This window comes from Streptomyces sp. KL116D (assembly GCF_030766975.1).
Taxonomy (GTDB): domain Bacteria; phylum Actinomycetota; class Actinomycetes; order Streptomycetales; family Streptomycetaceae; genus Streptomyces; species Streptomyces longispororuber_A.
In genome coordinates this window covers 23,168-42,070 of sequence record NZ_JASERH010000071.1, presented here as the reverse complement: position 1 = coordinate 42,070, position 18,903 = coordinate 23,168, and the positions used below count along the sequence as shown (strand labels likewise).

16 protein-coding genes and 3 pseudogenes are annotated in these 18,903 nt (G+C 70.6%); 10 read left to right on the top strand and 9 right to left on the bottom strand.

The annotated features are described in order from the left end of the window. Positions 1 to 52: 52 nt before the first annotated feature. From RBJ77_RS29475 to RBJ77_RS29450, 6 genes and pseudogenes are all read right to left on the bottom strand, one after another. A complete protein-coding gene (locus RBJ77_RS29475; protein ID WP_372347780.1) occupies positions 53 to 1,936 on the bottom strand; it encodes an ABC transporter substrate-binding protein in 1,884 nt (627 codons plus the stop codon). Positions 1,937 to 2,216: 280 nt separating this feature from the next. After that, positions 2,217 to 3,653: a MinD/ParA family protein gene (locus RBJ77_RS29470; RefSeq protein WP_372347779.1), complete on the bottom strand. Its 1,437-nt coding sequence runs from the start codon at positions 3,651 to 3,653 to the stop codon at positions 2,217 to 2,219. 1,093 nt (positions 3,654 to 4,746) lie between these two features. Further along, complete coding sequence (locus RBJ77_RS29465) at positions 4,747 to 5,178, bottom strand: hypothetical protein (protein ID WP_372347778.1); 432 nt, start codon at positions 5,176 to 5,178, stop codon at positions 4,747 to 4,749. A gap of 455 nt (positions 5,179 to 5,633) precedes the next feature. Next, positions 5,634 to 6,382 (bottom strand): annotated as a pseudogene (locus RBJ77_RS29460) (hypothetical protein). Next, positions 6,382 to 6,639, bottom strand: a complete 258-nt coding sequence (locus RBJ77_RS29455; protein ID WP_372347790.1) for a hypothetical protein — start codon at positions 6,637 to 6,639, stop codon at positions 6,382 to 6,384. Before RBJ77_RS29455 ends, RBJ77_RS29460 begins: the two are co-directional and overlap by 1 nt. Before the next feature lie 97 nt (positions 6,640 to 6,736). Beyond that, a pseudogene (locus RBJ77_RS29450) lies at positions 6,737 to 7,089 on the bottom strand (type VII secretion protein EccE); the annotation flags it as partial. A 1,030-nt stretch (positions 7,090 to 8,119) separates the two neighbouring features. Between RBJ77_RS29450 and RBJ77_RS29445 the strand changes: the two are divergent. The 5 genes and pseudogenes from RBJ77_RS29445 to RBJ77_RS29425 all read left to right on the top strand — a co-directional run bounded on the left by RBJ77_RS29445 (position 8,120) and on the right by RBJ77_RS29425 (position 13,125). Then, the gene (locus tag RBJ77_RS29445) at positions 8,120 to 9,691 is read left to right on the top strand and encodes a type VII secretion protein EccB (protein WP_372347777.1); all 1,572 of its coding nucleotides are present in this window, start codon (positions 8,120 to 8,122) and stop codon (positions 9,689 to 9,691) included. Positions 9,692 to 9,715: 24 nt separating this feature from the next. Next, positions 9,716 to 10,875, top strand: a pseudogene (mycP, locus tag RBJ77_RS29440) (type VII secretion-associated serine protease mycosin); the annotation flags it as partial. 594 nt (positions 10,876 to 11,469) lie between these two features. Further along, positions 11,470 to 11,775, top strand: coding sequence for a hypothetical protein (locus tag RBJ77_RS29435; protein WP_372347776.1), 306 nt, complete (start codon positions 11,470 to 11,472; stop codon positions 11,773 to 11,775). 50 nt (positions 11,776 to 11,825) lie between these two features. After that, the gene (locus RBJ77_RS29430) at positions 11,826 to 12,785 is read left to right on the top strand and encodes a putative T7SS-secreted protein (RefSeq protein WP_372347775.1); all 960 of its coding nucleotides are present in this window, start codon (positions 11,826 to 11,828) and stop codon (positions 12,783 to 12,785) included. Positions 12,786 to 12,792: 7 nt separating this feature from the next. Next, positions 12,793 to 13,125 carry a hypothetical protein gene (locus tag RBJ77_RS29425; RefSeq protein ID WP_372347774.1) on the top strand — a complete coding sequence of 111 codons (333 nt, stop codon included), beginning with the start codon at positions 12,793 to 12,795 and terminating at the stop codon, positions 13,123 to 13,125. Here the strand turns inward: RBJ77_RS29425 and RBJ77_RS29420 are convergent. From RBJ77_RS29420 to RBJ77_RS29410, 3 genes are all read right to left on the bottom strand, one after another. Next, positions 13,122 to 13,433 carry a hypothetical protein gene (locus RBJ77_RS29420; RefSeq protein WP_372347773.1) on the bottom strand — a complete coding sequence of 104 codons (312 nt, stop codon included), beginning with the start codon at positions 13,431 to 13,433 and terminating at the stop codon, positions 13,122 to 13,124. The genes RBJ77_RS29425 and RBJ77_RS29420 overlap by 4 nt on opposite strands. 16 nt (positions 13,434 to 13,449) lie before the next feature. Next, on the bottom strand, positions 13,450 to 14,433 hold the full coding sequence (locus tag RBJ77_RS29415; RefSeq protein WP_372347772.1) for a hypothetical protein: 984 nt from the start codon (positions 14,431 to 14,433) through the stop codon (positions 13,450 to 13,452). A gap of 111 nt (positions 14,434 to 14,544) precedes the next feature. Further along, positions 14,545 to 15,108, bottom strand: coding sequence for a hypothetical protein (locus tag RBJ77_RS29410; protein WP_372347771.1), 564 nt, complete (start codon positions 15,106 to 15,108; stop codon positions 14,545 to 14,547). 503 nt (positions 15,109 to 15,611) lie between these two features. Between RBJ77_RS29410 and RBJ77_RS29405 the strand changes: the two genes are divergently transcribed. The 5 genes from RBJ77_RS29405 (at position 15,612) to RBJ77_RS29385 (ending at position 18,075) form a co-directional block, all read left to right on the top strand. Continuing rightward, on the top strand, positions 15,612 to 15,839 hold the full coding sequence (locus RBJ77_RS29405) for a DUF4333 domain-containing protein (protein WP_372347787.1): 228 nt from the start codon (positions 15,612 to 15,614) through the stop codon (positions 15,837 to 15,839). Positions 15,840 to 16,034: 195 nt separating this feature from the next. Further along, a complete protein-coding gene (locus RBJ77_RS29400) occupies positions 16,035 to 16,421 on the top strand; it encodes a hypothetical protein (RefSeq protein WP_372347770.1) in 387 nt (128 codons plus the stop codon). Positions 16,422 to 17,267: 846 nt separating this feature from the next. Next, positions 17,268 to 17,441 carry a hypothetical protein gene (locus RBJ77_RS29395; RefSeq protein ID WP_372347769.1) on the top strand — a complete coding sequence of 58 codons (174 nt, stop codon included), beginning with the start codon at positions 17,268 to 17,270 and terminating at the stop codon, positions 17,439 to 17,441. Positions 17,442 to 17,582: 141 nt separating this feature from the next. Then, entirely contained in the window at positions 17,583 to 17,801 is a 219-nt protein-coding gene (locus RBJ77_RS29390) for a hypothetical protein (protein ID WP_372347768.1), read from the top strand. Positions 17,802 to 17,856: 55 nt separating this feature from the next. Then, complete coding sequence (locus RBJ77_RS29385; RefSeq protein ID WP_372347767.1) at positions 17,857 to 18,075, top strand: hypothetical protein; 219 nt, start codon at positions 17,857 to 17,859, stop codon at positions 18,073 to 18,075. The last annotated feature ends 828 nt before the right edge of the window (positions 18,076 to 18,903 follow it).

Genomic DNA, 18,903 nt, shown 5'->3' with positions numbered 1-18,903 from the left:
GCGAACTCTCGTTACTCGTGCGGGTGTTGACCGCTCGGACGTGCTGCCGGTGCTACTCGCGGTCGTCCGCCGTCGTCCGGCGGCGCCTCATCACGAAGACGCCTCCGCCGATGACCACGAGCGCGGCGATCACGATCCCGATCACGACCCCGGTGGAGCTGGACGAGCCCGAGTCACTGCTGTCGGACGCCGTGGCCGGCTCCGCCGACCACCAGCTCCAGTACCCGTCCTGGCCGTAGATGTTGCCGGCCGCGGTGGGCATCGTCTGGATGGACTTGATCTGGTCCGTGCGGTAGGCCTCCACCGCGTTCGGGTAGGCCATGACATTCATGTACCCGGAGTCGTACAGCCACGACTCCATCTGCTTGACGTAATCGGCCCGCTTGGCCGGGTCGTACTCGGCGAGCTGCTTGTTGTAGAGGTCGTCGTACGTCTTGTCGCAGATGCCGTTGTCCGTGGCCGCGGTCTCCCGGGCCTTGGTGGGCAGGGCGGCGCAGGTGTGGATGCCGAGCACGAAGTCCGGGTCCGGGTTGACCGACCAGCCGTCGAAGGCGAGGTCGTACTCACCGGCGTACCAGGGCACGGAGACGTCGTCGACGCAGTTCAGCTTGAGGCCGACGCCGATCTTGCCCCACCACTCCTTGAGGTACTTGCCGACCGCCTTGTCGTTCGGGTCGGTGGCATGGCACAGCATGCGCAGGTCGAGCGGCTTGCCGTCCTTGCCGACGCGCTTGCCGTCCTTGAGCGGGTAGCCCGCCTCGTCGAGCAGCTTGGCCGCGGCCGTGGTGTCGTAGCTCAGCTTCTGGCTGTCCGTCGGCTTCCAGAAGTACTCGGAGAAGCGCGGCGGGATGTACCCCTCGCCCTGCACGGCGTGGCCCTGGAAGACCTTGTCGACGATGGCCTTGGTGTCGACGGAGCGGAAGAGCGCCTGGCGCACCCGCTTGTCGAGCAGTGCCTTGTTGCCGTCGCCGAACTTCTTGCCGTCCTTCGTCTTCCAGCCCGGGTTCACCGCGATGGCGTAGAAGCGGCGGCCGGGGCCCTCGTTCACCTTGATGTTCTTCTCGCCCTTGAGGGACGCCGCCTGAGCGGGCGTCAGGGCGGGGGAACCGGCGACGAAGGAGACCTCGCCCTTGCGCAGGGCGGCGACCGCGGCGTCCTGGTCCTTGTACGTCTTGAAGACGATCTCGTCGAACTGCGGCTTCTTCGACTTGCGCCAGAAGTCCTTGTTCGCCCGCAGCTTCACGTACTGGTCGGTCTTGTAGTCGGTGAGCTCGAACGGCCCGTTGCCGACGATCGGGAACTTCTCGTCGTTGTTGAACTTCGAGTAGTCCTTGACGTCCTTCCAGATGTGCTCCGGCACGATCGGCACGTCGAGCGCCGTCATCGTCGCCTGCGGCTTCTTCAGCTCGATGACCAGCTCGGTGTCGCTGGGCGCCGTCACCTTCTTGAAGTTGCCGACGAACGAACCGTTCGCGGTGGCCGCGCCCTCGTCCGTCATCATCTTGTTGAACGTGAACGCCGCGTCCTTGGCCGTGGCCTTCTGGCCGTCCGTCCACTTCGAATCCGAACGGATCGTGTACGTCCACGTCAGCTTGTCGGGCGACGACTTCCACTCCGTGGCGAAGCCCGGGACGACGTGGTTGTCCTTCGGGTCGTAGTTCGTCAGGAACTCGTTCGTCAGGCGGAGGATGCTCGTACTGAGCAGGCGCTGCGCCAGGAACGGACTGAGCGAGTCGACGCTCTGTGCCACCGCCACCGTGAGCGTCTTCTTGCCGTCGGCCTTGGCCTCGGCCTGTTGGGGGGCCGGGTTGAGCGGCGTGGCCAGGCCCGCCGTCAGGGCGAACGCCGCGGCACCGGCCGCCAGGAGTATCCGCGCACCGCGGCGCGCGGGGCGTGCCGTTCTGTGGTGCCGGTCTTGCTGAGCTTCATTGTTCATCGGTCGGTGACCTCGCGCATCGCTCGCACAGCAGGGGTTTGCCAGATGGGTTGCCTGATGGTTTTCCAGCTCGAATGAAGTGTGTGTCTATCAGCGGCCGTTGACACACGTCAACGGCAGGTGAACCCCATGTGGCCTGCGGAAATAACGAGTTGACGTGCATTTCACGCACATTGGTCGAGACCTCTGACGCTCTGCAGGCCAGCGCATGGCACCCGGTTTGGGGCAGTGTGCGCAAAAGGCCCGCACCGTCCAACGGTGCGGGCCTTTCTGGGAGTTGCTACTGCTGCGCGGGCGGCTGCTGCTGCCAGCCCGGAGGCGGTCCCGGCTGCTGCGGCTGCTGCGGCGCGGGCTGCTGGCCCTGGGCCTGCGGCGGGGGCGGCGGGGTCTGCCAGCCGGGCTGCGGGCCGGGCTGGCCGGGCTGGCCCGGCTGACCGGGCTGCTGGGGCGGGCCCTGCGGCGGCATGCCCTGCGGGGGCTGGCCCTGCTGCGGCGGGTACGGGGCGGGCGGCTGCTGACCCGGGTAGGGCTGCTGGCCGGGGTACTGACCCGGGTACTGCTGCTGGCCTGGCATCGGCGGAGCCATGGTGGGCGGCTGGCTGCCGTCCGCCCCGGTCCACAGGCCCTGCTGCTGCTGGGCCCGCGCGAAGTCCTCGGCGACCATCGCGGAGAGGTTGAAGTACGCCTCCCGCACCTTCGGCCGCATCATGTCGAGGTCGACCTCGGCGCCGGCCGCCAGGTGCTCGTCGAACGGGACGACGACGACACCGCGGCAGCGCGTCTCGAAGTGGCTGACGATGTCCTCCACCTTGATCATCTTGCCGGTCTCGCGGACCCCGGAGATGACCGTGATGGAGCGCGAGACGAGGTCCGCGTAGCCGTGCGCGGACAGCCAGTCGAGGGTGGTGCTGGCGCTCGACGCACCGTCCACGGACGGGGTCGAGATGATGATCAACTGGTCGGCGAGGTCCAGGACCCCGCGCATCGCGGAGTACAGCAGGCCGGTGCCCGAGTCCGTCAGGATGATCGGGTACTGCTTGCCGAGGACGTCGATCGCGCTGCGGTAGTCCGCGTCGTTGAACGTCGTCGAGACCGCCGGGTCCACGTCGTTCGCGATGATCTCCAGGCCGGACGGCGCCTGCGAGGTGAACCGGCGGATGTCCATGTACGAGTTCAGGTGCGGGATCGCCTGCACCAGGTCGCGGATGGTCGCACCGGTCTCGCGGCGCACCCGGCGGCCGAGCGTGCCGGCGTCCGGGTTGGCGTCGATCGCGAGGATCTTGTCCTGCCGCTCGGTGGCGAGGGTGGAGCCGAGGGCCGTGGTGGTCGTCGTCTTGCCGACGCCGCCCTTGAGGCTGATCACGGCGATCCGGTAGCAGGAGAGCACCGGCGTGCGGATCAGGTCCAGCTTCCGCTGCCGCTCGGCCTCCTCCTTCTTGCCGCCGAGCTTGAAGCGGTTGTTGCCGCCGCCGGGGCGGGAGCTCTTCGCCTTCTGCTTCTTGTTGTTGAGCAGCCGGTCGGCCGACAGCTCAACCGCCGCCGTGTAGCCGAGCGGGGCACCGCCGACGTTCGTGGGCTGGCGCTGGTCGTGCTGCACGGCTGCGGCCAGGCGGCATTTTCCGGTGCGGGGTCGGCGGCGGGCCCGGCTGAACGGGAGCCTGCTGGCCGGGAGCCGGCTGACCGGGGCCTGCTGGCCCGGCATCGGCTGCCCGGGCATCGGCTGGCCCGGCACCGGGTGACCGGCCTGCGGGGCTGCGGGTGACGCCGGCCTGCGGGGCTGCGCAGGTAGGCTGCTGCTGGAACTGTGCGTTCGGTCGCCCGGGCCGGGGCGGAGGCTGAGGGGAGCCTGCGGGCGGGCTGGCCCTGCGCGGCGTGCGGGCGGCGGCGGCGGGAAGCCGTAACCCGCGCCCGCCTGCTGCTGCGGCGGCTGGGGCTGCGCGGGCGGCTGGGGAAGCCGCTAGCCGCCCTGCGGGCCGCGGGAGTGGGGCATCGGCTGGCCCGGGTGCGCCTGGAACGGCGGCTGGGGCTGGGCCTCCGGCTGCGGCGCGGGTGGCCCAGTGGGAAGCCGTAACCGCCTTGCGCAGAGCGCGTTGGGTCGGGGCGAAGCGGGCTGCGGCGCGGGCGGCTGCGGAAACCGTAACCGCCGCGCGGGGCGGCGCGGTGGTCGGGGGCGAAGCCGGGCGCTGCGGCGCGGGCGGCTGCGGGAAAGCTCATGTGAACCGCCTTGCGGGCGGAGCGCGTTGGGAGTCGAGGGCGAAGCCGGAGCTGCGGTGGGCCGGAGGCTGCGGGAAGCCGTAGCCACCCTGCGGCTCGGCTGGGGGCCGCCGGGGCCTGGGCGGATCGCAGTGCGGGCTGGTCGGCGGCGGCTGCGGGCCGGACCGGGCGGACGGCATGCTGGCCCGGAGCGAGAGCTCGGTCCACTGCGGGCGGTGAGCGGTGCGGCCGGCTGAACGTCAGCTGGCAGCGGCGGCCTCCGCCTTCCGGTGCGGCGAGTCCACGCGGCGGGGCCGGGCTGCGGGCCGATCGGCGGCGGGGCCGTCGGCGGCGGCGGCGCGTCGTCCGTGCCGGGCGGGGACTCGGCGAGTTCGGCGGGCTCGGTGGGCACGGCGGCTCGGCGGCTCGACCGCTTGCGAGTGCGGACGCGGACGAGTGTCGGCGCCGGAGTCACGCGGAGTGGTCCCAGAACCGGTCGCGCTCGCCAGGGGCCTCGGCGCTGGCAGCGGGAAGTCCGCGTCATCGGACCCACGTCGGAGCCCGTCGAGAGTGGCCTCCGGGGCAGCGGGGCGGGGACGCGGGCTGAGGCGTCGTCGTCACGTGCCGTGCACGTCCGTCCAGGAGCGCGGCGACGGGCCGTCGGCCGTGGCCCCGGCGTCCGTGCCCGCGACGGGTGCGAGGCGCCGTGGCCGCGGGACCGGCGGTGGCGTCGCCGGAGCCGTCGCTACTCCTCTTCCAGCGCGCTTCAGCTCCGCGAACTCCCGCTTCAGCGCGGCCGCGGAGAACTTCATGGTGGTGGCGCCGCTCTCCAGGTCACCGGAGCCGGAGCCGGAGCCGGAATCGGCCTCGGGAGCGGCGGGTGCGCGGGCGCCGGTGCCGGAGCGGGTGCCGGAACCGGGGCGGAGGCGGCCGGGGTGGCACGGGCGGTGCCGCGGGGGCGGGCAGGCTCGGGCGTGCCGCCCGTGCTCGCCGCGTTCTGCGTGTGACCAGGCCGGAGGGGCGTAGTCGATGGTGAACTCGCCCGTCATCGCGACACTGACTCCGCGTCGGACTGATCATCGACGGTGAATCAGCCCCCGCGGATACCGTCCCGATCGCTGTTCACAATGCCTCCTGGTGTGGTCGAGCGCACCCTCGTGCCGTGCTGGGGGCGACCGTTCCTGTCGTCGATCCGCCGGGCTGTCCCCCTACCCCCTGACTCATCTGCCTCGCCACCCGCACGCGGGCACACGCAAACACGTCCTGCCCCAGCCTAATCACGAAAACCGCGTGCACGGCAGGCCCGTCCACCCGTCACCGCTGTCCACTGCGTCACGCGGGCCCGACCGCACGCGACAACTGCCGGGGACGTACACCAAAACGTGACGAGCGCGCAGCGGGCGACGCCCGACAATGCCCGAATTACCCGTACATCGGCGGTGGTTCGCGGAGCAGTTCGCCGGGGTGCGCCCGCGTGCCCCGAGGGGCCGGCGGGCGCCGTCCGTCAGTCCATCCGGCGTGCCGTTCCCAACAATCCGGTCTCGGCGTCCGTCGTCGCCCTGCGTCATCACGTACCGCCGGTCGCGGTCGGTGCACCACAGCGTCACGCCGTCGGCCAGCGTCGGCAGCGACTCGTACTCGCCGCGCGGCAGCCCGATGACCCGGCCGATCTCGCTCGCCTCGTCCGGCGACACCCGCTGCACGCCCACCAGCCGGGCCTGCCGCGCATCAGCCGCGGCGCGACCGGGCTCAGATACGGCAGCAGCGTCAGCACGGACTGCCAGGGCGCCGAGGCGACCCGGCCGCGCGGCGGCCGCATGCCGCAGTCCCGGATGACGAGCACCGGACCGCCCGCCGACGCGCCCTGCGGCGGCACCCGGCCCACGTCGTGCACGGTCATCCCCGACTGTCCGCCGCCGACCGCCTGCATCGAGCTGCGACCACTGCTGCGCGCGGCCGGTCTCCACGGCCACCCGCGCCCCGGTCGCCGCCGCCCGCAGCGCCAGCACCTGCGCCGTCCACAGACCGCCGATGAGCACGATGTCGTACGCCGTCGGGCGGCGTTGATGCCCATCACGGCGGGCTGGCCCTCGGCGATCCACGCCGACGACCACGCCGTCGTCCCCGATGGGCAGCGACAGCGCGTCGAGCTGCTCGACCGGGAGGGAGTGCCGCTGGTGGCGCGGTCCGAGCTAGGCCGAAGCCGGTCCTCAGTCGCTCGCCGATCTCGGCGACCTGGGTCGTCATGGCCATCAGCGGGCTCCTCCGAGCGGCAAGGTGGCGAGAACGCCGGGCAGTTGCTCACGGTCGAGACGGACGAGGCCGGTGCGCACCTGGCGCGCGGCCCGCTCCAGGTCGCGCCTGGCCGTCGTCAGCTCGCTGTCGCTGCGGCCGGTGATCCGCATGTGCCCGGTCATCGTCACGTCCTGCTGGTCGCCCTGGGCGAGCGTCAGGCTGAACGTCGTCGCGAGCGCGGGCACCGTCGTCAGCTGTGCGACCAGCTGCGGCACAGCTGGATGGTCTGCGCGCCCAGTTGGGCCAGCGGCGCACCCAGTACGTCGTGTGGCGGCGGTTGTCGCAGCGCCAGCTGCGCCCCGACTCCTCGGTCCGCCGCTGCGGGGCCTCGCTCCGGCCGGCCTGCGCCGTCACCATCGGGCCCGCGCACGCGGACGTGGCCACGGCCGCGACGAGCTCCTCCTCGGTCAGGACGCTCGCCCGAACCCGGCGCCGGACAGCCGGCTCGACAGGTGCTCGGCGGCCCGCGCAGACACTTCTGCGCCCGACGACGCGCTGCCGCGCGCGCGGCCACGGCCTCCGGCACAGCTCGGGTCGAGCTTCAGCGCGATCCAGGTGATGCGGACGGCGGGGGAGCCGGTCTGGGCCTCGCAACGCGCGCGTAATTGCTCACCGCCACCGACCGCTGGGGCAGGTGCAGCGCGGGCGCTGGCTGCGCGCAGCACGATCTGCGCCGATTCGAGGCGGATCCCGTCCACCTCAGGGCGTCCCGGACCAGCGCGACGGGCAGCGGGCGGCGGCTGCGCTCGGTCCCGCAGGGCGGTGGCGTCGGACTCGACCTGGAGCGACGGCGGTCAGGAAGCCCGCCGCCGACCATGCCGACCGGGCGCTGGTCGGTCGTCACCGCGGTTGTGGCTGTACGTGCGCAGGCTCGGGTCGCACTCCACGGCGGGCGCCAGACCCGGCTCGGTGCCCGGCGGCACCGGGGTGCTCTCCGCCCGGCGCCTGCGGGCGCTGCGCAGCGCGAGCACGGTGCCCAGCCACTCGGGCAGGGAGCGGCCCCGGCGGCGTACGAGAGCGAGCAGCAGGAGGAGGGCGGCGACCGAGCCGCGTGGCGACGAGCGCGACGGTGCTGATCACCCAGCCGACCACGGCCAGCGCGGCGGCCAGCTCGATCATCACGAGCCGCTGCACGCCGAACGATCCGCCACGGCCGGAACGCGACTTCAGAGTGCGGGAAACCGCACCCCGGAGAGGCGCGCCGCATTCCCTCCCGTGAGAATTCTGTGCAGTCGTGTGTGGCATGTGTGAAGAGAGAGGGGACCCCTGCTGCGGAACGGTCACCCGATCGTGACCTCGATTGCGACCGTGATCGAGTCCGCGCTGCGGAAGCCATCACTCCAAACCCCCGAACTCTCCCGAAATCCCATGCGCAAAGGCTCCTTGTAAAGGCCCCGCGGGCCTCTAGGAAGGCCTCAGCACCCTACCCGTGCCACACACGCAACGTCGCAACAGGCATAGTAGGGGCCGGGTCTGACAGCCACGGCATCCGAGGCGACCACAACCGGAAGCCGCGAGCCGACAGTCAGCCGATCCAAGACGGGGAACTCGCCCCCACGGCTCCGCACGGGGAGAGAGCGGACACAGATGGCATCGCCGGCGGGACGAACTCAACGCCTACACCTTCGCGAAGCGCCGCATCTCTGGCGTCCTTCCTGCAGCCCTCTCCTTCGGCTCCGAGGAAGGCGCGCGGAGGTGCCGCTGCGCGCGGTCCTGCCCGGCACGATCGTGGGGGTCGTGGTCCTCGCGGTCTTCGGCGGCATCGGGATGTTCAGTCCCACCGCGCCGAAGGAATGGGACACGACGCAGAAGAACGTCATCGTCGCGAGCGACTCGACGACGCGTTACGTGGTCCTGAAGACCGACGGCCAGAAGCAGCTGCACCCCGTTCTGAACACCGCGTCGGCCAAGCTGCTGCTCAAGGACTACACGGACGACGTCGTGACCGTCGACGAGAAGGTCCTCGACAGCGGCAAGCCTCCGCACGGCGCCACGCTCGGCATCCCCTACGCCCCCGACCGGCTGCCGTCCAGCTCCGAGGCCGAGGCCGCGAAGCGCTGGATGGCGTGCGAGCGCTTTCCCAGCGACGGCGGCCGCGCCATCCAGAAGGCCGCCTTCTGTCCTCGCCGAGAAGGAGTGGGGCAAGTCGGAGGGCCGGAACAGGCTCTCCGGCGGCGAGCTGATGTACGTGACCGACTCCGTCACGAAGAAGCAGTACGTCGTCGACGCCCGCGGCACCTCCTACGCGATCACCGACCCGGCCCAGGAGGGTCTGCTGCACCGCGCTCGACACCCAGGGCCGCTGCCCCGCAGCGCGTCTCCAGCGAGTGGCTGCGGACGCTGCACGAGGGCACCCCGGTCTCCGTGCCGACGGTCCCCGGCACCGCGGGCCAGACCGCGAACGCAGTCACGGGCAGCGGCAACGCCCGGTACGACAAGGTCGGCACGGTCCTGAAGTCGCTGGACGGCACGCGGATGCAGCACTACGTGGATGCTGCCGGGCAAGGTGGCCCGCATCTCCGAGTTCACCTCCCAACTCCTGCTCAACAGCAAGCAGTTGGTCAACGTCAACTCGACCGGCTCCGCGGCGCAGGTGAACCCGGCGGCCGTCGCGGCAGCGCGCCGTTCGAGGGCGAGGGCGCCAAGTGGCCGCGCGGGGCGCGCGAAGACGGTCAACAACGGCGCCAGCGCCACCAGCGGCCGCAACACCGTCTGCAACACGCTGCGGTCGGTGAAGAGCGGCACCACCACCCTGTCCACGTGGGCCGGCACGGACTTCCCTCCGACCTGCCCACCGGCTCCTCCAGCGCGTACGTGACGCCCGGCTCCGGCCAGATCTTCCGCCAGTTCCAGGGCACCGAGACCAAGGCGGGCGGCGTCTTCCTGGTCACCGACACCGGCCTGCGCTACGCCCTCCAGTCGAACGCCGACAGCGCCACCGACGACCAGGGCATCGGCACGACGGCCAAGCAGCGCAAGGCGGAGCAGCAGGAGGCGGAGATCGACGCGCAAGCTCCTCGGCTACGACAACACGGACCCGGCCCCGATCCCGTCGACCTGGGCGTCGTTCCTGCCCACCGGCCCGCGACTCTCCCAGGCCGCCGCGCGACAGCCGCAGGGCTCGTAGCGGACCGGCCGGGCACGAGCGCGCGGGACCAGCGAGGGAACAGCGGGGAACAGGGGAAAGGGCCAACTCATGGCGATCACCAGCAACTTGACGCGCGCCGGCCGGCGTCTGGCCGCCGTGATCGGCGGTCACGGCGCTGACCGCGTCCGCGGCCGTAGCTCGCCCTGCCGGCGACTCCGGCCGCGGCGGACAGCGGCCAGTGCACGTTCGGCGGCAAGAAGTACGCGGGCAGGCCGTGGGCGCTGCGAGCGCGTCAACCTGGACGAGCGCTGTGGCAGAGCGCGACCGGCAAGTGCGCGTCGCCGTCATCGACACGGGCGTGGACGTCAAGAACCCGCAGCTGACGAAGGCCGTGGACGTCGGGGCGGGCGCCAACTACCTGCCCAAGAAGGACGACGACGGCAAGCCGATCGAGGGCCGCGGCAACGAGCGCGGGACGACGGACGTCGTCGGCCACGGCACGCGCGTCGCCGGCATCATCGCGGCCCGCAAGGCGAGCGGCACGGGCTTCGTGGGCCTGGCCCCCGACGCGACGATCATCCCCATCAAGCAGAACGACGCCGAGGGCCACGGCGACTCCGACGCCCTCGCCCTGGCGATCGACCACGCGATCGCCGAGAAAGCCGACGTCATCAACATCTCCCAGGACACGGAGAAGGCGCTGGCCCCCGGCTCCAAGCTGGAGACCGCGGTCAACGCGGCCCTGGGCAGGGCATCGTGGTCGTCGCCTCGGCCGGCAACGACGGCCTCGGCGGCAACGTCAAGGACACCTACCCCGCCTCGTACGACGGCGTGCTCGCGGTCGCCGCCTCCGACCGCAACAACGAACGCGCCGCGTTCTCCCAGTCGAGCAACTCCGTCGGCGTGGCCGCACCGGGCGTCGACATGATCTCCACGGTCCCCAAGGGCGGCCACTGCTCCGACAACGGGACGAGCTTCTCGGCCCCCTACGTCGCGGCCGTCGCGGCCCTCCTCAAGGAGCACCACAAGGACTGGTCGGCCCAGGAGGTCGTCGCCCAGATCGAGCAGACCGCGGAACGCTCCATCACCGGCCACGACCGGCTCGTCGGCTGGGGCGTGGTCGACCCGGTCCGCGCGGTCACCGAGATCGCCGACCCGAAGAACCCGATCGAGACCCCGCGCCCCGACGAGGGCTGTCGCCCACGCCGACCCCCCGGAGGTCCTCCCGGTCCACTTCGGCGAAACCCCCGACGAACGCAACGGCCGCCTCGCCACGTACGTCCTCGTCGGCGGCCTCGTAGCGGTCGCGGGCCTGGGCGGCACGGCGGTGGCGGTACGGGATGCGCGGCGCCGGAAGGGGCGGGTGGGGGCGGGGGTGAGCCGGCGGCCGCGCCCTCACACCGTCAGACCCACTCCCCGCCAGGGCCATCAGGACCAGGCAGGCCAGGCAGGCGCCGCAGGCGATGAGCAACGGCGACCAGCTCCCGGTGCGCCGCCCCCGCAGGACCAGCCGCACCGCGATCACGTCCACCACGATCCCACCGCGGCGGCGCCCGTCCGCAATGCGCTGTAGTCGCGCAGGCCGGTGACAGCCGTGCCGAGGACCATGCAGCGATCCCATGCCGAGGAACACCGCGAACAGGACGGTCAGTCCGGTGAAGAGCCGCCGGCTGCGGTCGTCGGCCGCCGCCAGGGCTGCGGTGCGCTCGCCGAGAGCGACACCGGTGTCGTGAATTCGTCCGTTCCGAGGTTCGTCACGCCGCGCACCCTGCAGCGCCCGCGCGAGAGATGCGGAGGTGGTGAAGGGGCCTGAGGGGCTGTGGGGTCGGTGTCGTGAAGGGAGGGTGAGTACGCGTTTTGTGGCTGGATTCCGGTGATAGCGTCCGTGGGCGCCACAGGCTGTCGATGCCTGATTAATGCGCATATCTGCGAAGAGCTTCCAACGGGGGAATGTGTCGTGACTGCGGATCTCGGCGTCGGCCCGGGCGTCCTGAAACAGGGCGCGAAGGACATCGAGGCGATCCTCAAGCCCGTCAAGAAGGTCGATCTGGGCGACGAGGCGTGGCAGGCCCCCTCGATCGAGAACGACGACGCGGCCGCCGCGCTGGTGGCGTTCTGCGCCACGTGGGAGTCGGGGGCCGGATTCCTGGCCGACTGCGCGGCGACGCTGTCGGAGGGACTGGACAAGGCCAACGGCGACTACGAGGACACGGACACCGCCATCAGGAACGCGGTGAAGTCCGTCAAGACGGTGTTGGTCTAGGCGCGGGAAAGCAGGAACAACGCACGGACAAGGACGGGGACTTCGCACTCATGGCAGCTTCGCTCGGGTCGACCGACGACCCGAAGGCCCTCATTCCGGGCGACGCAGGCAAGCTCGGTGACATCGAGACCGCTCTCGGCAAGTGGTCGGACAAGTTCGAGAAGATCGGCGACGGTCTGCGCGACCTCCGGATCAAGGGCTGGGTCGGCGCGGCCAGCGATGTCTTCTGGCCCACCCTGGGCAAGGAGAAGACCAACTGGTACTTCGCGAGCGACGCGATGTCGGGTGCCGCCAAGGCGATCCACTCCTACTGCTCCACCCTGACCTGGGCGCAGGGGCAGGCCGGGAACGCGATCGACAAGTGGAAGGCCGACGACCACGAAGGCGCCGAGCAGGTGCTGGACGGCGCGCGCAAGCAGCTCAAGGAAGAAGCCGAGAAGCTCACCAAGAAGCTCAACGAGCTCGCGGGCAGCGCCAAGGACAGCCCCGACTGGCTGGTGGCCGTCCGCAGCGGGGTCGACGCCAAGAAGTGGTGGGAGGACCACGGGGTCGCGAAGAGCGCCATCTCGCCCACGGCGTGGACCAGGGAGAACAAGAAGTGGGTGACCGACGAGGCCAGCCACTGGCGCCAGTCGGGAGAAGGAGTTCGGCAAGGACGCCGACAGCAACTGGTACCTCGGAACAAGGCCGAGCAGGGCGAGGACGGCGACCCCACCGCCCCCGGCAAGAAGGCCGACTGGAACATCAAGTTGGCCGAGTGGTCGGGCAACGCCAGTGCGTGGAAAGAGGGCGTGTCCGATCAGTTCTCCGGCGGCGGGTTCAAGGGGAAGTACGCGGCGGAGGTCTCGGCGCTGGGCGTGAGACGGCTCGGTCGGCGCGAGCGTCGCGAACGGGCAGCTGAAGGTCGGCGCCTCGGGCACGGCGTACCTCGCGCAGGCCTCCGCGAACGGTTCCGTCGAGTACGGGTACGCCGCGCTGCAGGGCGAGGGCAAGGCGTTCGTCGGCGCTGACGCCTCGGTGAACGCGTCCGTCGGCAAGGACGGTGCGCACGCCGGCGCCGAGGCGTTCGCCGGGGCCAAGGCGACGGGGTCGGTCTCCGCCGACGTCGCCGGTGTCGGCGCCGGTGTGACGGGCGAGGCATGGGCGGGAGTCGGCGCCGAGGCCAACGTCGATCTGGGCATGAAGGACGGCAAGTTCACCATCGGCGGCGAGCTCGGGGCCGGACTGGGCGTCGGCGGCAAGGTCGGTGTCAACATCACCGTCGATCCCGGCAAACTGACCGATGCGATCGGCGACGGCGCCGACGCCGTGGGCGATGCGTGGGACAACACGGTCGGCAGCTGGTTCTAGCCTGAGCTGAAGTCCATTTGAAGGATGGGATCCACCATGACGGCCACGTTGCCGGTCAAGATTTCCTTTTCGCTGCCGGACGGCTGGCAGGCCGCGCCGCCGGACGAGGTGGGAGCGCCGAACGCCGCGTTCGTCGCGCTCCACCGCGCTTCCGTGGACGGCGGGTTCACGGCGAACATCACCCTCTCCGGCGAGATGCGCAACGACGGTGCCACCATCGCGCAGATCGCCGACGAGTCGGTGCCCCGGCTGGAGCAGGTCGGTTCCGTGCGCGTCCTGAAGAAGACCGAGATCGGTACGCCGGACATCCCGGGCCTGACGGATTCACCCGGGATCGTCCAGAACCTCGTCCTGTCCACCACCTTGCGGGGAGAGCCGATCGAACTCTGCCAGAGCCAGGTGTACCTGGGCATGGAGGACGTCAGGAATCCCGCGCAGCGCGCGGTCATCGAGATCGTCCTCACGGCGAAGCAGAACCAACTCGCCGAGGTCATCGAGGACTACAAGAAATTCCTCCGGACGATTCGCCCCGGGGACGACGAGACATCCGCCTGAGCGACTGCGCGCTGCGCACCGCGCACGCGAAGTGCCCCTCACCCGGACGCGGCGACGCGTTGTTCCGGGAGGAGGGGCACTCGGTTTGCTCAGAGCAGCGGTCCAGGTCCGCTCGGGAATGCGATCGAGTACGTCGCACAGGTAGTTGAGCCGGTCGTCGAGCGACGCGGGGGAGAGCGTTCCCGTGTACCAGGTGAACAGCTCGGCACGGCGCAGCTGGAGCGGCGACTTTGCTAGCGCGCGCGGGTCCGCGAGGAGAAAAGACATCATGTCGTCACTCAGGAGACTTCGAGTGAAATCCTCGTCCTGAGTGACCACTCGATACGTGTCGTCGAATGCGGATACACCGAGCTGCATCTTGTCGCGGCGGTCGACCACGACGTTCATCATGCTCGGCCGGAGGATCTCCACGGACGGCACCGAGCCCGGCGTGCTGACCATGAAAAGGGATTCAATGGTGGGGCGTTTGCGATCCCCGGGCTGATTGCCCGAAATGGGGCTGTTGTAGCGGTGCTCGAAACACACGAAGGAACGGCCGCGGAACTCTCCCGCGACGTGGTGCCACGCACTCAGATTGTCGCCGCTGCCGGGCATGGGGCCGATGCCGCAGTACTCGGTGGCGCGGCCTCGTGCGCGCTGCTCGTACGTCCAGCCGCGCTCCGCGGCCAGTCGCGGGAGCGCAGCCCAGCCCTCCCTGATGCGCTTGTCCTCCTTGTTGCTGCGCACGAATGATCTGATGACGAAGAAGAACACTCCCGCGATAGCGCGCAAAGAAGAGCACCTTCAGCAAGATCAATCCCAGTTGCTCCATGACGCGAGATTATTGCCGACGCCGTGTGCTTCTGTGAACCGAGGGCCGCTGCCTCAGCCCGCTGCCCAGGTCCGCGCGGGAATCCGGTCGAGTACGTCGCACAGATAGTTCAGCCGTTCCTCGACGGCTTGCGGCGACAGGGTGCCGGTGTACCAGGTGAACAACTCGTCGTCGCGCACCCGGAGCGGGTTCTTCGGGGCGCGGTCGTCCGAGAGGAGAAAGGCCCGCAGTTCGCCGTCCAGGAGATTCCGGGCGAAAGGGTCGTCATGGGTGCCGACGCGGAACCTGTCGTCGAATTCCGGGACGCCCAGCAGCGTCCTGGGCCCCCGCCCCAGGAGCGTATCCATCCTGCCCGGCTGTCCCACCTGCAGGAACGGCCCCGAGCCGGGCGCCGAGACGAGGAACACCGACTCGAACGTCAGCTTCTTCGACCCTCCGGCCCGGCCGCTGCCCGACAGGGGATTCGCGTACCGGTACTCGAAACACCCGAAGGAGCGGCCGCGGAACTCTCCCGTCATGTGATGCCAGGCGGTGAGGTTGTCCCCGCTGCCGGGCATGGGGCCGATGCCGCAGTACTCGGTGGCCCGCCCGGCCGCGCGCGCCGCTCGTACGTCCACCCCCGCGCTCCGGCGGTCGGTTCGAGACTCCGCCCAGCCCTTCGGATCCGCTCGCCTTCCTGGCCGCTGCGCACGAAACCCCTGATGACCAGGGCGAACATGCCCGCGACGAACGCGAAGAGAAGGACCTTCACCAGGGTCCCGATCAACTGATCCATGGCTGGAGACTATGGCGTGAGCCGGGCGGTGATCGCATCAGTGAAGATCGTTGGCTGGTGGAGCGAAGAGTCCATGGAGGCTTGCGATTTGACTGCTTTGCCGCAAAAAGTGCCAAGTGCTCAGCACTCGGACCCCCTATGCTGGGCGCGCCGCGCGTCCCGCGCGCCGCACTTGTTCCTACGTCCTTCTCCTGACCACCCGAAATGGAACCCACTTCATGATGAAGTCCCGCCTCTCCGCTGCCACGTGGGCCCTCTCGGCCGTAGCCGCGGGAGCGCTGCTCGTGGGCTGCTCGGGCTCGGTGAGCGTGGGCAGCACCGACCCGAAGATGTCCAAGCGAGAAGCTGGCCGACACGGTCGCCGAGAAGCTCGCCTCGACCACCGGCCAGCCGAAGCCGGACATCTCCTGCCCGGAGGACCTCACCGGCAAGGTCGGCACCACGACCCGGTGCAAGCTCACGGCGTCCGACGGCAGCACCCTGGGCGTGAACGTCAAGGTGACCGGGGTCGACGGGAAGAACATCAAGTTCGCCATCCAGGCGGACGACACCCCGTCGCCGGCGGCGAACTGACACGGAACTCCATGACAGTCGCGTGACTCCACGGAGTCACGCGACGGACGCCCGCGCCCGGGGCCAGGAAAGGCGATCTCTGTGAGACGACCGTGAGCGGCACGGCAGTTGCCTGCCCGCCGGCAGCCGCCCTCGCCGCCGCGCCGCGGCCGTGCTGGGCCTCGCCCTGATCACCCTCGCACCGCTCCTCGCCGGATGCGGTGGCGGCAGTGGTGTGACGGCGACAGTGACGACGGCGCCGCGGGGAAACCCGGCACGAAGCCCCTCACGCGCACCCAGGTCAAGTCGATCGTGCCCGACGCGGCCGCCATGCCGGGCTGGAGGGCCACGGCGGCGGCGGTCGCCGGACCGGTCGCCGAGGGGCGGCGGAGCGGAGCGATCCGCTGCGACCGCCCGACCGGCGGCTTCTGCGGCGACGCCACCTCGTACGCCCGCGCCGACTTCGCCGGCGAGCAGCGGCCGCAGATCAGCTTCTCGGTCCTCGCCTGCAAGGACACCGACACCGCGCGCGCCGCTATCCGCGGATCCCGCGTAAGTACAAGGACTCCTTCGTCCAGGCCCGCGACGTCAACGTCGGCCTGATCGGCGACCAGCGCGCGGCCCGCATGGGCTACGCGGCGAGGATGACGGCGACGTCCCGGGGCGGGTTCGCCGTGGTGCGGGTCGCCAGGTGGTCGTCCTGGCCTCGGGCGACGGCGGCGAACAGACCATGACGAGCGCGGTAGGCTGACCGAGATCGCGACACTCGTCGCCCGCCGGGCCGAGCAGGCGGAGGACCAGGGAATGGCATGGCAGCGCCTGCCGTCTCCCACGCCCACGACGTCCTCCAGCGGCTGACCCACCGCCGTTCTCCTCCTACTTCCACTTACTTCCACCTATTCCTCGCCGCCCTCCCGGGTGTGGAAGTTCCGTGGAGATCGCGCATTGCGGTGCCGGGAGCGCGATGCGTCGCGCCCACTTCGCAGCGAGCGCGATATCGGGCGAATCGGAGCGCCTGATGCAGTCTCGTAACGGAGTTAACGCAGAAGCTCGGTTGGAGCGGATGTACAGGGTGACTCACAGTGGTAAACGCGTTGTAAGACGCGACTGGCTTTGCGATCGCGCGGTGAGCAGGACCGACCGCACGCGATCGGGTGGGACACGAAACGGGGAGGACGCGTCGTGATTCCGGCGGACGGTGGAGGCGTGTCGAAGGCTGCGGCTGCCGACCTGAAGTCGGCGCCGGTGTGCTGAAGACCTTCAAGCAGCGCGTGGACAAGATCCTTCAGGACTTCGAGGGTCGGACGGAGCTCGGCCAAGGTCAGCGACCAGCGGGTCAGCCGGGCCGCGCTGAGCAGCGGTTCGAGCCAGTTCGGCGAAGCCGACGTCCTGCACCTCCAGTACGAGCAGGTCCACAGCCGCATCACCTCCCTCTCCAAGATGCTCGGTATGCAGATAGAGGCCATGAGCATCGCCTCGCACGGCGCGGAAGTCGGCTTCGCCAACTTGGAAGAAGACCAGCGGCGCAGGTTCTGGGAGATCCAGACGAAGATCGATCGTGAGCGGCCGCGCGACACGGACCGCACCGACGATCAGCAGTCGAAGGGGGTTACAAGTACATGAGCGGCAACGACGAGAAGGCGCCGGAGAACCCGACGCCGCAGGAGCAGGTGGCCGGTCAGGTCGCGCTCACGAACGGCATGCAGGGCGTCGCGACCGTGATGCACGACGCCTTCGGTTTCGGCTCGGACTCGTGCCTTCGTCGTGTCCGACGAGCTCTCGGAGAAGCTCAAGGTCAAGAGCGGCCCCACGAGCTTCGAGGAGACCCTCCTCAACGCGATGCTCGATCTGGTCGACAACACCAAGCCGAGCGACCTCGAGAACGCCGTGTTCGGCCCTCTGGAAGGCGAGCCAGGCGATCAGCGACGCGGCCACCGAGCTGCGCGCCAACATCAAGCACGCCACCGGCGACTTCCAGGGTGAGGCGGGTGACGCGTTCCAGAAGTGGGGCGAGAAGCTCGCGGGCCACACCGAGAAGTTGAGCACGTACGTCGAGTCGGCCGGCGTGGAGATCGCCGCGGCCGCCAGCGGGCTCGCGTCGGTGAAGAGCTCCCTGCCCCCGCGCGACACGCGCCCCATCGACAAGCGGCTGAAGCCCGAGGCGCTTCCCGCGGCGAAGCAGGCGGAGAGCGACCCTGACTACGCCCAGAAGCCGTCAAGGTCGAGGGCCACCGCCAGCAGGCGATCAACCAGATGAACCGGTTGGCGTCCTTCTACTCGGTCTCCGCGGAGACGCTGAGCACGCTGCAGCCGCCCACGTTCGAGACGATGCCGAACGTGGGCGTGCCGAAGCCCGCCCCCACCACGGGAGAGCGATTCAGCGGCGACACCGGCGGATCCGGGGCGCCACGGCACGTCCGGACGTCGCGTCCCCGCACCACTCCGCGCAGGACGTCGACGCGCCCACGGCCGTCGGCCCGCGGCGCCGAAGGACGTGCACGGGACGATCTCGATGCCGGACCGTCCCGTCGGCACGGAGATCGACAGCGTCGGCACGCTTCCGCCGCCCACGACGACCACTCCTGGCCCGCAGGCGCCCGTGACCCCGGCCGGGCCGACCGCGACCGGCACGCCGGTTCCCCTCCGCCCGGGCTCACGAGTCCGCTGGTGCAGGGCGCGGGCAAGTTCGGCGCGAACGGGAACAAGAACCCCTTCACCGCCCAGGCGCGCACGTCGACGTCGAACCCCTCCGGGACCTCGCGTGCGCCTCAGGGCCGGGAGCGACGAACGACCCCATGGGGCGTGCCGCCGGCACCGGGCAGAGCACGTCACGCGGCGGCATGCAGGGCGGCCGGCCGACCAGCACGGCCCGTGGTGTCACGGGCGGTACTCCGCGTCCGAAAGCAGCGCCGCTCCCGGCCGTGCTTCGGGACCCGGGACCACGGGCGCGGCCCGCTCGAACGTGCCGTGGGCGGGCGGCCCACGCAGCCCAGGGCCGGAGGCCAGACGGGCTCGCGCGTCCCACGCGGCACGGTGATGGGCGAGGCGCCGCCGGTAACTCCCGGGCGCCACCGGCCGCATCGGT